The following is a 14,061-nucleotide window of genomic DNA, read 5'->3' on the forward strand; positions in this document are numbered from 1 at the left end:
GTCATTCCTCTTCGACGCTCTCCTCGACGTCCTCGAGCGCGCCCCACGAAACGGTTCGATCGACGTAGATCGAAACGATCCGCCGCTCGTCGAGATCGTGGGTCGCGTACTGGTCGTATTTGGACTCGAGTGCGTGCACGGCTGAATGGTGTTCTGAGGCGTCGGGCTCGAGAATCCCTGCACGACCGCGAACCTGAACCCACGCGAGGCGCGACCAGCCCTCGCGATAGCGGTCGACGAGCACCGTCACCTGCGGGTTCGTCCGAATATTCCGAACGCGCCGGAGGTCGCGGGTCGCTTTCGGCTTCTCGTCGATCGCCGAGACGATTCGGACGGCGGCTCCGTCGTCAGCGCTCCGTGACTCGCTCGAGGCCGTCCGATTCGTCACATCCGTCGGACTCGCCACCCGTGGACGCTCAAGGAGCGCGAAACAGATCGGCACCGCGTGCGGGCGATTCTCCTCGTCGACCGTCGCCAGCGAGCCGACGCGGGCCCGCTCGAGGAAGGCGCGTTCGTCGGGCGTCATGGGACGACGGACGATACCGGTGCAAAAAGAGCTGTCCGGGGCGACGCCGGTTCCGGGGAGTCGTACCGCTACGCGAACTTACTCGGGCCGCGGTCACTCAGCCACGTGCAGATGACTGCACGGATGAGTCGGCGTCGCGCGTACGCGGCCGTCGTGGTCGGGACGGGCGGCTACACCTGCCTGATGTTTATCTGGTTCTCGCTGCCGGCATCTCTCACGACGATCATCGCGGATCTCGGTCTCTCGGGCACGCAGGCCGGCGTCGTCGCGGGTGCGGTCCCGCTGACCTACATTCCGATCGCGCTGTTCACGGGCCTGGTCATCGACCGCGTCGGGCCGGGCCGGAGCCTCGCAGCGGGCATCCTGATCTACGGCGTCGCCCAAGTCGGCCGCAGTTTCGCGGCCGGGTTTCCGTCGCTACTCGCGGCGACGCTGCTGATCGGCGTCGGCGCGACGGCCATCACCTTCGGGCTGCCGAAACTCGTCTCCGTGCTGTTTCCGCCCGACGAGACCGGCGTCCCGTCCTCGATCTACCTCGTCGGCGCGTCGGCGGGAACGGCCGGCGCGTTCGCCGTCGGGCGACCGATTCTGAGCCCGCTGCTGGGCGGCTGGCGCGAGCTGTTCTTCTGGAGCGGGATCGTCGCGATCGGCTACGGCTTCCTGTGGTTCGTCGTCGCTCGCCGGTTGGGGATCGACGCCCGAAACCGCGCGGCCAACGACGCCGACGCGGCGGACTCGTCGCTCTCGCTCGCGGCGATTCGGCGAGATCTTGAACTCGTGCTCACCCACCGCGAGCTACAGCTCGTGGTCGTCATCGGGACGATGTATCTCCTGATCGCCCACGGCATACAGGGGTGGCTCCCGACGCTGCTCGAGTCGCGGGGCTACTCGCCGGATCGAGCGGGACGGACGACGAGCCTGCTCGTCGCCGCCAACGTCGTCGGCGTGCTGACCGTTCCCGTGGCGGCCGACCAATTAGGCGCTCGCCGCACCGCCCTGATAGCCTGCGGGCTCGTCGCCACGCTCGGAATCTCGGGCGTGCTCTCGAGCGATCTCGGACTCGTGCTCCTCGGAAGCGTCGTCGTCACCGGCTTCGGGTACGGCGGCCTCTCGCCGCTCATTCGGGCGATCCCGCCGGCACTCGAGGGGATCGGCGCTCGGCTGACCGGGACGGCCGTGGGGTTCATCTTCGCCGTCGGCGAGATCGGCGGCTTTCTCGGCCCGGTACTGATCGGGGTGCTCTACGACCTCACCGGCTCGTACGCACCGGGGCTGGGAATCCTCGCGACCGGGGGGCTCGTCGTGGCGGTCGCCGGCGGCGTGTTGCGGTATCGATACGAGTAGTCGCTCACGTCTCAGTCGGGTCTATTTCTCGGGCCGAGAGTCCGCTCGGACTCGGCTTTGCATGATATGCAACCCTTTTCCTCATATGCAAAAGCAGTCCGACGACGCGATCGATCGGCGGGTCCCAGCAGAATCGAATACAGGAGCCGACCGCGCGCTCAGACGCGCCACTCCTTTGACCGTCCGCGGAGTTACCGCCGACCATGTGGCAGGGCGACGGCTACTGGCTCGTCCGGTTCGTCTTCCAGCGGGGCCTCGCGCTGTTGTACCTGCTCGCCTTTCTCGTCGCTGCGCATCAGTTTCGACCGCTGGCGGGCGAGGACGGGTTATTGCCGCTCGAGCGGTACGTCGACGGCGTCTCGTTCTGGGACCGGCCGAGCCTCTTCTACGTCGTGCCGAGCGACCGTGCGATCGGTATCGCGGCCTGGACCGGCGTGGTGCTCTCGGCGCTGGCGCTCGTGGGAGTGCCGTACTGGCTCCCCGTGGGATTCGCGACACCGGTTTCGATGGCTCTGTGGGCCGCGCTGTGGGCGCTCTATCTCTCCTTCGTGAACGCGGGCCAGACCTTCTACGGCTACGGCTGGGAGTCGATGCTCTGCGAGACCGGCTTTCTGGCGATTTTTCTAGGGGCAGGTTCGGTCGCGCCGCCCTTCGTCGTGATCCTGCTCCTGCAGTGGGTGCTGTTTCGCAACATGTTCGGTGCCGGGCTGATCAAGCTCCGCGGCGACGACTGCTGGCGCGATCTGACCGCCATGGACTACCACTACGAGACGCAGCCGATCCCGAACCCCGTGAGCTGGTTCGCCCACCGCCTCCCGGATCGATTCCACCGCATGGAGACGTTCGGAAATCACATCCTCGAGCTCCTGATACCGTTTTGCTACTTCGCACCGCAGCCCGTCTCGGCGCTGGCCGGGCTGGCGACGATCGGGTTTCAGGGGTGGTTGCTGGTCACCGGTAACTTCGCCTGGTTGAACGCGCTCACGATCGTGCTGGCGATTCCGACGTTCAGCGACGGCGTGCTCGCGGCCGCGCTCCCGGTTTCCGCGCCCGCGACCGCGCCGACGCCGCTCTATCTTGAGGTCCTCGCGGTCATCCTGGCCGCGATCGTGGTCGTCCTGAGCGTCCGGCCGGTGCGGAACATGCTCTCAGAGAGCCAGCTCATGAACACGTCGTTCGATCCGCTCAGCCTCGTCAACACCTACGGTGCGTTCGGATCGATAACGCGAGATCGCTACGAGATCGTCGTCGAGGGCACCGACGACGAGAAGCTCACGCCGGAGACGGAGTGGCGATCCTATCGGTTCAGGGGGAAGCCGACCGATCCGGAGCGCCGGCCGTCACAGATCGCGCCCTACCACCTCCGGCTGGACTGGCAGCTGTGGTTCGCCGCCATGTCGCCGACCCCCCGCCGGAGTCCGTGGTTCCCGCGATTCCTCGCGAAACTGCTCGAGGCCGACGAGGAGACGCTCGCGCTGCTCGCCGAAGATCCGTTCGACGGGGAGCCGCCGACACGCGTCCGTGCGGTCCGGTACCGCTACCGGTACACCACGTCCGAGGAGCGGAGCGAAAGCGGCCGCTGGTGGGCTCGAGAGCGCGTCGGAACGTACGTGCAGCCGGTCTCGCTCGAGGAGTTGCGGGGTCGCCAGCGGCGATCGGGATGATTCGGCGGCCCGTATTTGGGACGCAGTTCAGCCGTCGTCGGATCCCCGACGCGCCGGCGGCGTCTTCGAGAGATACCGGCCCCAGCGGTCGCGGTTGTCCGCGACCCACCGGTAGCCGCGCTCGCGGAACCGTTCGTAGTCCTCGAACTGCCGGAGGAACTCGACGACATCGTCGACGGGGCCGCCAACGTCGGTGCGGGTGAGCGCCTCTTCGATCGACGCCCCGCAGGAGTACACCGCGTCGTCGGTCACCAGATGCGAGCAGTCCTCGTAGTCGTCGGGCAGTCGCGCGCGTAACTCGTCGGTGAGGTCGCTGAAGCCGACGATACGGAGGGCCGTCCGCTCGTCGAAGTAGTCGGCCCACCAGGTACAGAAGCCGCAGTCGTCGTCGTAGACGAGAATCGTCTCGCTCTCGCTCATAGAGGGACGTGGGGCCTCGAGCTACTAACGCTTGTTCTCGGTCTCGAGCACCGGAATACTTGGATCGGGCCGGCGAAGCGACACCCATGGAGCGGTTCGTTCGGCTGATCGTCGCCGGCGGCGTCGTCCTCGTCGGCGCGTGCTGGCTCGCCGCGTTCGCCGACTACGGATCGGTTCCGTGGGTTGGCGGTATCGTCCTCGCCCTACTCGGGACGGGAGCCGTTGTCGCTGGAATTACCGGTGAACTCGAGCCGGGCGCGTTCGCCGTCGAGGAGGGGTGAACCGGTTCGTCGCTCCGTCGCCAGAACATTATTGGGACAGCTGGCCAATGGGGAGCCATGAGTAGCGCGGCCCGGTCGCTCTCGGAACCGCAGGTGCTGGCCCACGCGAAGCGGCGGCTCTTTCCGGCGGACGACGAGTCAACGGCCTACGCGGTGGCCGACACCCAGTTCTCGAAAGCCGAGTGGCTGCCGGGCCACCCCGTCGAGCCGGCGGTTCGCGACGCTCTGGCACCGTTCAATCACGTCCGGATCGGCGGCGGCTACCCCGACCTCGTCGGGGTTCGAACCCTCGAGTCCGATCTCCTCGCCGTCGAGCGCCTCGGCGACGAGCCGCCGCTGATCGCCATCGAGGCGAAGGGGGAGACGAGCGGCGGCGTCGACACCCAACTCGGAATCGTGCAGGCCTACGATCGGCTCCACGAGGCGAACGCGGCCTACCTGGCCGCGCCGGCGGCCGCGATCTCCGAGACCGATCGGACGCTCGCGCGAGAGCTGAACGTCGGCGTTCTCGGCGTCGATTCCGCGGGGGCGGTCGACGCGCTCGAGGTGCCCCGCGTCGTCGGCAATCGGACGACGAGCGAGGCGACGGCGCTGCGATTCCAGGCGAGCGCGCAGGGGGTCGCGGACGCATCGTTCGGGCTGAACCATCCGAAGAACTACCTCGGTTATCCGCTCGCCCACTACGCGGCGGGCGACACCGCGGCGCTGTTGTCGGAGTACGATGTCGTGAGCGCCGTCGATAGCGCCAGACAGGGTGCCGCGTTCCTGGGGTTGATCGAGGACGAGGTCGGTCTCGAGGGCGTCGAACTAACGTCGCTCGGCGAGGAAGTCGTTCGATTCGCCACGACCCGCTGTGGCTCCGTAGAGGCGGCGCTCGCGGAGTTCGAGGACTGGTACCGATCGCGAGCGCGGTTCGTCGATCTCGCGCCCGCGTGGGGCCGGCTGGCCCGGCGGGTGCTCTTCGCCTATCCCGCGACCGAACTGCTGGTCACGGAGTTACAAACCATGCACGAGGACGGGATCACGGAGCCGTCGCTGGTTGACGCGGTCACCTACCTGCACGAACTCCATCCATCGTTCACCGTCGAACTGTTCATCCGGGGTGACGACGGCGTCCGAAGCCGGGTGCTGACCGAGGACGGCGAACTCCGGCGCTCCGCGCTCGAGGACGGCTCCGTTTATCACTCGCCGACGGTGTTCCAGCTGAAGGCGATGCTGTACCACACCGGAATTCTCACCGAGCGGGGAGCGGAACCGCACCGGCTCGAGCCGCTCGAGGATGTCTGGGCGCTTCGGGAACCCGTCTGATTCGGTTTGTTTTCGGCCCCTCGAGACGACACGGCCTCCCCCGAATCTTCACGTCGTTCCCGGTCGTAGTATCGTCCATGTCCGAACCAGCGCTCGCCGACCAGGAGTGCGAGGCCTGTACGAGCGAAGACGAGCCCCTCGAGTCCGACGAGTACGCCGACTATCTCGCGGAGATTCGCGACGATGTCTGGGACGTCGTCGACGACCACCATCTCGAGGGAACGTACGCGTTCGAGGACTTCCGGGACGCCCTCGAGTTCACGTACGAGGTGGGCGAGTTGGCGGAGGAAGAGTGGCACCATCCGGATATCCAACTCGAGTGGGGCGAGGTAACGATCGAGATGTGGACGCACAAGATCGACGGGCTCCACAAGACCGATTTCGTGATGGCCGCTCGGATGGACCGCATCTACGCGGAGTACGAACCCGACGAAGGCGCGTAGCGCTGGCGAGCCGACCGCAGACACACCTCCGTTGCATGTGAAGCGGCCTTCTTCAGAGGTGATATTTGCCAATAAATAGTAGTACGCGTTCTTTATTTAGACAGACTCGTGCAATTCGCGGCAAGTATAGGCGACATACATAGCAGTACTAGATTAATATCACACGGATTTCTACTCAAATGAGAATTTTTCAACGGTCCTGATGAGATCATTTGGTTCAAGCGGTTTCAGGGCGTACGCGCCCAGAACACCTGCAGGTGCTCGCGAAGTAGTGCAGGAAAGGAAGTCGGGGACCCTCCGGGCCAAGGGGGTCCTCGAGCCGCACGCGACGGCTCGTTGCGAGGCTCCGGCTCCGTCGGGGGGTCCGACAGTGGTCCGCTCGGTGGTCAGCTGGTGTTATTCCCGGCGCCGTCGCCCTCGAGGTCCTCGATGTCGCCGTCGATGGTGATCGTGTACCCCGTCACGTCGTAGACATTCTCGTCGTCGAAGGCCGCCTCGAATCGCCAGGTCTCGCCGGAGCCGAGGTTGTTGATCTCCTCCTCGGTGGTGTCCACCCACTCGCCGATGATGGTGTCGCCGTCGTTCAGCGTCACCTCTACCTCGAGGACCGAGTAGGGGTTCTGTCCCGTATTCCGGATGGTTCCGATCACCGCCGCGCCTTCCTGGGTCTCCACGAGGCGGCTCTCCGAGAGCTCGACGTTGTCCGGCGTCTGGCCGATCTCTGCCTCGATTTCCTCCCAATCGAGTTCGTCGGCGGCGTCGCTCTCGCCGGATCCGTTCGTCTGGTTGCCATCACCGCTATTACCACTATTATCGTTATCATTGATGGCGCTACAGCCGGCGAGGCCGACACTTGCGAGCGTTGCTCCAGCGGTCGCTGCGAACGTTCTCCGATCCATAGTAGTTGATAACCGTAATCAACCTTAACTCTCTGAGCAGGGTACCAGTTCGGCCTTCAAAGGAAAGTCGGGCAAACCGGAAACGGCTCCGGGATTCGGCAGTTGGGATAGCGGGATCGGCCTTAGTGGTGTATAGAGAGAGAGACTTTCAGGGACGAACTGATGAAACGGATAGTCGTCTGGTTAGGAGTGAAGTGATCTAGCCCTACAAACGTGGGGGAACGCGAACGGACAGGGATGGTCGGTGCCATCGCTCCGGGTGCCCGACGGGGATCCGAATGGCGGCGTGACCGTTGTCGCGCCAGTCTCGCGTACCGGATCGGTATCTCCGTTCTTCTGGGGAGCGACTGCGCTACTGCAAACCGACATCCAACTGGGAAGGAATGCTACTCGAGTGGCGGTTCAATCGGCCCTGAGGTTCACGCGAAGGATACTGAGGGAGAATGTTTGTTCGCACATCTGGGTATTGTGGAGGAGGTCCGCGATAGTACTTTGACGGGTTCAGACGTTGCAAAACAAGAAGCGGCGATCTGTGATTTCTGACTCCATTGCTCAGTTCGCAAATGTAGTTGCCGTTCAGTACAGGTGAAGTAAGTAGCGTTCAGGGAGGCGAACACGAGACGAAGGCATAATCCTGATACAGAACCCGCCTATGACAGAAGGCATATATTGCATAGACAATATAACGAAGACATGAACTTGGAAAAACTCCTCCAGTTTTTAGCGGTAATGGTTCTGTTATCTGCGCTTGCGAACATAATAGCAGCAATCATTTCGCCACCTGATCCAGTCACACAAATGTTCTATACTATCCCATTACAGTTAATTGTACCAATTATATCATATGTGCTTATATATAAAAACGGAATCGCACATTTCAAAAAGAAGTCTTGATCGTTCCGTTCGCATACGTACTTACCAAATCGGGTGCTTCACTTTCTTTCTTTCATTCGGGGAAAGAAATTATATCACCACTTCTGTTATTCGCTCTCGGACTCGAGATCGGCGGCATCGAGATCCCCCTCGAGATACGAACGGCCGCGATCGGAGAGTTGGTAGATGCCGCCGGTTTCGTCGTAGTACTCGATGAGACCCCGGTCACGGAGCGCCATTATGTGGTCTCGGACGGTTTGCCGACTCCAGTCGATGTTTTCCGCGATAATTCGGGGTGACAGAACGAGTTCGTGAGGCCCGCCAGCATTGTGGAGTACCTCGAGGATGTCTCGATCAACCGGCGTCATCCAGTCGGCTAATCGTGGACGCATGTCCTCTCCTACGCTGAATCGTCATCCAATTCGCCCGGCTCGAGATCTTCGTCGAGATACCGAGCACCCAGTTCGGTAAGCGAATAATACCCATCACTTTCGCGATCGAGTAGTCCGTGATCGGCGAGGATGCGACAGCGCTGTCCGGTGTAGTTCGGATGGGAATCGATATTCCGACCGATAACCGCTGGCGGAACTTCGCCTGCATCCCGTGTGTACTCCAAAACAGCGTCGTCAGTCGGAACCATCCAGTCAGCGCGTTCCCGCATACCGAGGTCCGTGTTCTACTCGGCAATAGAACCCGCTCATGCAAGCGAGAACACTCGCATATAGAATCTCATACAACCCCATATACGCATTTACATTTTTTAGTATTCGTATATGCGAATATTCTAAGTGGATCGATCACGAAATGGTACTCGGACGGAAGCGAACGGAGGCCCTGTCAGTCCAGGTACTTCGAAAAAGCGGTCCGGTGCGCAGACACCGATCCGCAGTAGCTCCCGTATCAGTGCTACGGAAGCCATGTCCGACGACAATTCACGGGGCCTTGAAAGCCCCGACCGATTCGACGTATCGACACCGAACGCTCGAGGCCGTCACGATCGCGGTGATCCGAGTGAAACGAAGCGACCCGCTCCGGAACTCCGTTCCGACGGCGGGACGGCCGACGACACCGTTCGCGAACGCCTCGAGTCGCTCGATCGACTCACGCGCTCGTTGCTCGCGGATATCCGAACGGACGAGTTTCACGCCGACCTCGAGACCGCGGATCGAGACGCGCGTCTCGAAGCGACACGCCACGTCCGAGAGATCAGAGCGGAAGCGAGCCGCGTCGGCCTCCTGCTGTTCGGTCCAGCGATGGCGATCCCGTATCGACCCGACGGCGATTCCAGCGGCCTCTCGATCGCCGCTCCCGGCGGCTCGCTGACGACGGCCTATCGCGGTCCGGAGCCGGAGGCGCTCGAGCGCGAGTGTGAGCGCCAGCGCGAGACCGAAGACGACTGAAATCCGGGGTTCTCGAGGCCGAGTACGGAATCCCATCGCCGTACTCGCTCGGCGATCGGGGTCGACACAGTCCGCGGCCGGCGGTATCGATAGCTGCCTACGAGCGAATGATCCGAGCCCGAATCTTCGTCTCTCCCCGTGGATCCGCTCGAATTTCGTACGCGCCTGCGTCCTCGATCGCAACCTCGAACGACGCGTCGGCCTCGACGGTTTCGCGGTAGATCGATTCGACGGCCCCATCTACGTTGACGACACGGATACTGGCTCCCCCTTCGTATCCGGTGACGTCGACGGAGATCACGTCTCCCGCGTCGGCGTCGACGCTGTAGTTCGACGCGGTGGCGATCGTTTCGTCGACGACCGTTTCCGGTTCGTCATCGTCGCCGTCACCGTCGGAATCGGCGTCGGTCTCGTCGCTCGAGCAGCCGGCGAGTGCCGGTATGAATACTGCACCGCTCCCGTAGAGTACCGTCCGCCTGTTCATATAACTTCAATCGGACAAGACGTTGATAAGAGTGGCTACTGCGAGCCGCCGGGCTCTATAGTAGCCACCGAAAGTCACTGCATGCCAGATCGGACGATAGCGGCGCGATCAGTGTGTGATTCGTTTCAGTGGCTCTATAGTTCGACGGCGATCGAGCGCGGCTCACGGTCCGATCGGTGAACCTGTCACCGGGAAGCCATCACGCGAATCGCATCGCTGTCGTTCGATCAGGTGTGCACTAAGGGGCAGTGACTCCGAGAGCCGTCGCGCAGCGCTATCGAGCATCGGACGTCTTTCGAGATGCCTCTCGAGTACGGATTGGGGCCGCGTAAGAAGTGGTATACTGGCAGGGGACACAGCACGCGAAATTAAGTGACTTTCAATGTCGCGCGTCGCCCTGCCGTACTTCTGTATACCGTGGTACCGATGATACGTCTGTCCCCAAATCACGTTGGGACTGACCGAACGAGGGACTCGATCGGCGTCCGAGGCGTCCGTCGAGACCGACACCACTGCTCGGAGTAGTAGCAACACCTGTGGGCGCTCGAGCGAGCGGCAATCGGTTGCGTTCGAGCCTAAACCCCGGCTCGAGACCAAAATCACAGCCACTGAGCGGCGCGCCCTCGAGAAAGCAGAAGCCGCAGCGAAAATACGATGATTGCCCGTTCCCGACACGACTTCCCCGTCAGCGTCGAGACTACGTCGAAAATTCGGTGTCGATGAGGTCCCCGCTTGACTCATCGACCGAAACACCCGTTTCCGCGAGCGAGATCTCGACGCCGTCGGTACCGTCCGTGACGGAAACGGTATACCCCTGATAGGAGAACTCGAGGCGTGAAAAACCGTCAGCATCGGGAAGCGAGTCGAGGATGTCGGGATCGATCGCGTGGTATAGCGGCTCGGTCTCGAGCGGATCGGCGCCGTCCGCCTGGGCGACGAGGTCGATGACGGTCATGCTGATAGACGTCTCTCCCGAAGCGGATGGCGACTGAGATGTGTTCATAACCGCCGATCCGGGTCGGAGAGCAAAGAAGATGACTCAATATTTCCCCTCGCCAATTCCGGATAAAAGAACGGTTCGACGCGGTCGGTCGAATAGCTGTCACGACCGGCCCGGAATCGAGTATTCGTGTCTCCGGAGTTCGGTGTCAGCACACGATTAGTTCCGTCTCGGGACCTCGTGCCGGCCGAAGCCGTACCGGAGTCGGTTCGCGAGGCGCCGCGAGAACCGGCCGTCGTCGGCCCGCGAACCGAACCGTTCGGCCAGCGCGGTGTAGATCAGCGGCAGGGGGACCTCCTGTTCGAGCCCCTCCTGGACGGTCCAGGTGCCGGTCGAGCCGCCTTCGATGCGATCGGCGACCGTCCCGAGGTCGGTTCCCTCCTCGCGGAACGCCTCCTCACAGAGTTCGAGCAGCCACGAGCGGATGACCGCGCCGTTGTTCCAGACCGACGCGACGTTCTCGAGGTCCAGATCGTACCGCCCCTCGTGGAGCAGTTCGAACCCCTCGCCGTAGGTCTGCATCAGGGCGTACTCGACGCCGTTGTGGACCATCTTGACGTAGTGGCCCGAGCCGGCGGGCCCCATCCGTTCGTGGCCGTCGGGACCGGTCGCGACGGCGTCGAAGACCGGCTCGAGTTCGTCGTAGGCCCACTGGGGACCGCCGACCATCAGCGAGAAGCCGAGTTCGGCACCGGCGGGGCCGCCGGACGTGCCGCAGTCGAGATACGCCGCGGGACAGGACTCGGCGCGGCGGACGGAGTCCTCGAAGTTGGAGTTGCCGCCGTCGACGACGATATCGTCGCCGTCCAGGTGGGGCTCGAGTTCCTCGAGGGTGACGTCGACGGCCTCCCCGGCGGGAACCATCAGCCAGATGCGCTTGTCGTCGGCGAGTCGGTCGACGAAGTCGTCGATCGAGTCGGCGGGGTCGGCACCGGCGTCGGCCGCCGCCGCGACGGCCGCCTCGTCGAGGTCGAAGGCGACGACTTCGTGGCCCGCTGCGATAGTGCGCTCGACGACGATCTGTCCCATCCGTCCGAGTCCGATCAGGCCCAGTTGCATGGATAGGCGTCGGCCGCCCGGTGTGGTAGTGATTGCGGTTCAGTGGCGGCCATGAGAGGTCCGTTCGATAGCTGCAGCGGGCTCAGTCGATCGTCGTGGCGGCTCGGACCGGCCTGGCCACGAAATCGGGTCAGGAACTCGGTCGACTGCCGGGTCGCATCGCGTCCGACGGCTCGGCCGGCGCGGCCTCGAGCGTGATTTCGACGCGACTGCCGCCGATGGCCGACTCTGCGAACGAGATGCTGCCGCCGTAGCTGTCGATCATCCAGCGGACCAGCCAGAGGCCGAGGCCGCTACTGTGGGTCAGCTGCGTGATGTCGGTCTCGCCGGTGACGACGTCGATCTCCGCCGGCGGGATGCCGGGGCCGTCGTCGGCGACCGAGAGGTGAACTACCTCGCCGTCGCAGGTGACCGACACCTCGACGGTCGGCTCCGGCCCCGTGTGATGAAGCGCGTTCTCGAGGAGGTTGTCGACGACGGCTCGCAGCCCCGGATCGGCCCACGCGCTGCAGGCGTCGGCCGTCGAGACGGAGAGCGTTGCGTCGGCGGCGTCGAACGCGTCGACGGCGTCGTCGACGATTTCGGTGACATCGATCGGCTCGAGGTCGCCGTCCCGATCGAGCGCGTGCTGGATGGTCCGCGTCTTCTATCCGAGATTAATGTTATGGCAGAATGGTATGGAACAGTGCCAGTATACCGGAAATGGCTACTGGATCGGTTCCTCGAGGTGGGCCCAGCCGATCGCATCCAGAACGACGATGCGGTCGTTGTATCGGACGTAGACACCGTTGTACGCACCCGTTTCGGCGTCGTAGTAGGGCAGCGACTGACGGATGCGGTCGACGACCGACCACGCGCCGTCGCTCTCGAGCGTAATGTGTTCCCACTCGTCACGCGCGCCGTTACGAACGGCTCGGTCCAGCGCTCGCCGCGCGCCGGGAATTTCGCCGAGTCGTCGTGCGGACGCGTCGACGATCGTCGCGTCGTCCGGAACGTCGGTTGGGCCGACGAGTCGGGCGCCGAGATCCGCTTTCGATCGCGACGTACAGGTTCCTGATCGCTCGGAACGGAGGACGTAGCCGGCCACAGCAGCCGATCCCACCGCGAGGAGCGAGATGGCCATATCTTTACCCCTGATCATTAGCGAGTACCTTACAGTAACCGACTAAGTATCTTTCGCAAGAATGTTCGTTTCCGAGAGGTTCGGTGTCGAAAAACGTCCGTCAGCACCGCAGGTCACAGAAGCCGTCCGACGTTCGCCGAAAGGAGCCCGGCGACGACCAGGAGTCCGACGGCAACGACGGCGGCCGCTCGGAACACCGGTAACGCCTCGCGAGCCGGCTCGCGGATCTTCTTCCCGGTAAGCCCGGCCTCGAAGCGCTTCGCCGCGATTTCGACGAGTGCGGTCAGGACCAGCCAGAGCGCGACCATCGCGAGCACCAGCCGTCCGTTGGTCGACCCGAAGAGGCTGTCGGCAGTGTAGACGGTGCCCGCGAGGTGACTTCCCGAGAGAAACAGAACGAGAGAGCTCACCCGGGAGACGGTCGTGAGCTTTCCCGAGATGACCTCGAGCGGGTGGGTCGTATTGAACGCGCCGTCGCGCGCCAGTGGCAGGACGACGGCGGCGACGAAGCAGACGCTGCCGGCCCAGAGGGCAGCAAAGACCAGGTGAGTCGTTCTGGCGACGAGCGCGTCGACCATACGGTGCCGCTCGGCGAGCGGCCGTATCAGCGTTCCGACTTCCAGCCGAGAGACAGTCAGTCTCGCCGTTACGTCCCGCTACTCGATCACGTCCCGCTACTCGAGCCAGTCGGGCGTCCACGCGACCAGTCGTCGCCGAAGGAGCGCGTAGACCAGCGAAACGGTGATGCCGCCGGCGATTACGGCCGTGAGCCAGCCGTCGAAGACGACGAGCGCCGGGATCGCGAGCGCGACGCCGAGAACGGCGTCTTCGGGGGCACCGTCGTAACGGATCCACCGCCGCGGGCGTATCCATCGGCCGCGAACGTGATCGTAGACCGCACGCTCCGTGCGATCGTTCCACGGGTCCATCTCGGGGCCGCCGCCGATCGAATCGCTCGCGGCGTGCAGCCAGGCCGTGACGACGAACGCGGCGAGCGCGAGCGTGAGAGTCGAGGGGGAGACGACGGCAAGGACGACCGCGAGGACAGCGACCGCGAGTCCCGCGACGGGAAAGTGGAGCGTCCGCCGATGCGCACGGACGAGGTCGAAATCGGGGGCGATCCCGCCGAGGATCGCACCGACCGCCAGCGCGAGCGCGAAATCGGGGGCCACGTACGCGACCGGCGCGACGACCGCGAGCCCGGCAAACACGTGGGTGGTCGCCATCATCGTGTGTC

The 14,061-nt window shown here is 63.8% G+C and carries 19 protein-coding genes; 7 read left to right on the forward strand and 12 right to left on the reverse strand.

Annotated elements, in window-relative coordinates; translation table 11 throughout:
• Position 1 precedes the first annotated feature (1 nt).
• A complete protein-coding gene (locus LDH74_RS14440; protein WP_226039411.1) occupies positions 2–526 on the reverse strand; it encodes a pyridoxamine 5'-phosphate oxidase family protein in 525 nt (174 codons plus the stop codon).
• A 111-nt stretch (positions 527–637) separates the two neighbouring features.
• On the opposite strand from LDH74_RS14440, the gene LDH74_RS14445 reads away from it, so the two are divergent.
• The gene (locus tag LDH74_RS14445) at positions 638–1,870 is read left to right on the forward strand and encodes an MFS transporter (protein ID WP_226039412.1); all 1,233 of its coding nucleotides are present in this window, start codon (positions 638–640) and stop codon (positions 1,868–1,870) included.
• Positions 1,871–2,073: 203 nt separating this feature from the next.
• Positions 2,074–3,534: a lipase maturation factor family protein gene (locus LDH74_RS14450; RefSeq protein ID WP_226039413.1), complete on the forward strand. Its 1,461-nt coding sequence runs from the start codon at positions 2,074–2,076 to the stop codon at positions 3,532–3,534.
• 27 nt (positions 3,535–3,561) lie between these two features.
• Here LDH74_RS14450 and LDH74_RS14455 read toward each other — a convergent pair whose 3' ends face one another.
• On the reverse strand, positions 3,562–3,954 hold the full coding sequence (locus LDH74_RS14455) for a DUF393 domain-containing protein (RefSeq protein WP_226039414.1): 393 nt from the start codon (positions 3,952–3,954) through the stop codon (positions 3,562–3,564).
• Positions 3,955–4,040: 86 nt separating this feature from the next.
• Between LDH74_RS14455 and LDH74_RS14460 the strand changes: the two genes are divergently transcribed.
• The 3 genes from LDH74_RS14460 to LDH74_RS14470 all read left to right on the forward strand — a co-directional run bounded on the left by LDH74_RS14460 (position 4,041) and on the right by LDH74_RS14470 (position 5,986).
• Positions 4,041–4,235 (forward strand): hypothetical protein, encoded by a 195-nt coding sequence (locus tag LDH74_RS14460; protein WP_226039415.1) that lies wholly within the window; start codon positions 4,041–4,043, stop codon positions 4,233–4,235.
• 57 nt (positions 4,236–4,292) lie between these two features.
• The gene (locus LDH74_RS14465; RefSeq protein ID WP_226039416.1) at positions 4,293–5,543 is read left to right on the forward strand and encodes a hypothetical protein; all 1,251 of its coding nucleotides are present in this window, start codon (positions 4,293–4,295) and stop codon (positions 5,541–5,543) included.
• A 77-nt stretch (positions 5,544–5,620) separates the two neighbouring features.
• A complete protein-coding gene (locus LDH74_RS14470; protein WP_226039417.1) occupies positions 5,621–5,986 on the forward strand; it encodes a 4a-hydroxytetrahydrobiopterin dehydratase in 366 nt (121 codons plus the stop codon).
• Positions 5,987–6,372: 386 nt separating this feature from the next.
• On the opposite strand, the gene LDH74_RS14475 is transcribed toward LDH74_RS14470, so the two are convergent.
• Complete coding sequence (locus tag LDH74_RS14475; RefSeq protein ID WP_226039418.1) at positions 6,373–6,885, reverse strand: FxLYD domain-containing protein; 513 nt, start codon at positions 6,883–6,885, stop codon at positions 6,373–6,375.
• Between the two features lie 693 nt (positions 6,886–7,578).
• Between LDH74_RS14475 and LDH74_RS14480 the strand changes: the two genes are divergently transcribed.
• On the forward strand, positions 7,579–7,779 hold the full coding sequence (locus LDH74_RS14480) for a hypothetical protein (RefSeq protein ID WP_226039419.1): 201 nt from the start codon (positions 7,579–7,581) through the stop codon (positions 7,777–7,779).
• Between the two features lie 86 nt (positions 7,780–7,865).
• On the opposite strand, the gene LDH74_RS14485 is transcribed toward LDH74_RS14480, so the two are convergent.
• Positions 7,866–8,150 carry an ArsR family transcriptional regulator gene (locus tag LDH74_RS14485; protein WP_345778529.1) on the reverse strand — a complete coding sequence of 95 codons (285 nt, stop codon included), beginning with the start codon at positions 8,148–8,150 and terminating at the stop codon, positions 7,866–7,868.
• Positions 8,151–8,158: 8 nt separating this feature from the next.
• On the reverse strand, positions 8,159–8,419 hold the full coding sequence (locus tag LDH74_RS14490) for a hypothetical protein (RefSeq protein WP_226039420.1): 261 nt from the start codon (positions 8,417–8,419) through the stop codon (positions 8,159–8,161).
• A gap of 256 nt (positions 8,420–8,675) precedes the next feature.
• Here LDH74_RS14490 and LDH74_RS14495 point away from each other — a divergent pair, with 256 nt between their 5' ends.
• Positions 8,676–9,158: a hypothetical protein gene (locus LDH74_RS14495; protein WP_226039421.1), complete on the forward strand. Its 483-nt coding sequence runs from the start codon at positions 8,676–8,678 to the stop codon at positions 9,156–9,158.
• 97 nt (positions 9,159–9,255) lie between these two features.
• Here the strand turns inward: LDH74_RS14495 and LDH74_RS14500 are convergent, their stop codons facing one another.
• The 7 genes from LDH74_RS14500 to LDH74_RS14530 all read right to left on the reverse strand — a co-directional run bounded on the left by LDH74_RS14500 (position 9,256) and on the right by LDH74_RS14530 (position 14,053).
• On the reverse strand, positions 9,256–9,642 hold the full coding sequence (locus tag LDH74_RS14500; RefSeq protein ID WP_226039422.1) for a hypothetical protein: 387 nt from the start codon (positions 9,640–9,642) through the stop codon (positions 9,256–9,258).
• Between the two features lie 697 nt (positions 9,643–10,339).
• Entirely contained in the window at positions 10,340–10,645 is a 306-nt protein-coding gene (locus LDH74_RS14505; protein WP_226039423.1) for a HalOD1 output domain-containing protein, read from the reverse strand.
• 156 nt (positions 10,646–10,801) lie between these two features.
• The gene (gene gnd / locus LDH74_RS14510; RefSeq protein WP_226039424.1) at positions 10,802–11,701 is read right to left on the reverse strand and encodes a phosphogluconate dehydrogenase (NAD(+)-dependent, decarboxylating); all 900 of its coding nucleotides are present in this window, start codon (positions 11,699–11,701) and stop codon (positions 10,802–10,804) included.
• 130 nt (positions 11,702–11,831) lie between these two features.
• Positions 11,832–12,335, reverse strand: coding sequence for a sensor histidine kinase (locus LDH74_RS14515; RefSeq protein WP_345778560.1), 504 nt, complete (start codon positions 12,333–12,335; stop codon positions 11,832–11,834).
• A 72-nt stretch (positions 12,336–12,407) separates the two neighbouring features.
• Positions 12,408–12,842 carry a hypothetical protein gene (locus tag LDH74_RS14520; protein WP_226039425.1) on the reverse strand — a complete coding sequence of 145 codons (435 nt, stop codon included), beginning with the start codon at positions 12,840–12,842 and terminating at the stop codon, positions 12,408–12,410.
• A 95-nt stretch (positions 12,843–12,937) separates the two neighbouring features.
• Positions 12,938–13,402, reverse strand: coding sequence for a copper resistance protein CopD (locus LDH74_RS14525; protein WP_226039426.1), 465 nt, complete (start codon positions 13,400–13,402; stop codon positions 12,938–12,940).
• Between the two features lie 96 nt (positions 13,403–13,498).
• Entirely contained in the window at positions 13,499–14,053 is a 555-nt protein-coding gene (locus LDH74_RS14530; protein ID WP_226039427.1) for a metal-dependent hydrolase, read from the reverse strand.
• Positions 14,054–14,061 lie beyond the last annotated feature (8 nt).

The organism is Natrinema sp. DC36 (assembly GCF_020405225.1).
Taxonomy (GTDB): domain Archaea; phylum Halobacteriota; class Halobacteria; order Halobacteriales; family Natrialbaceae; genus Natrinema.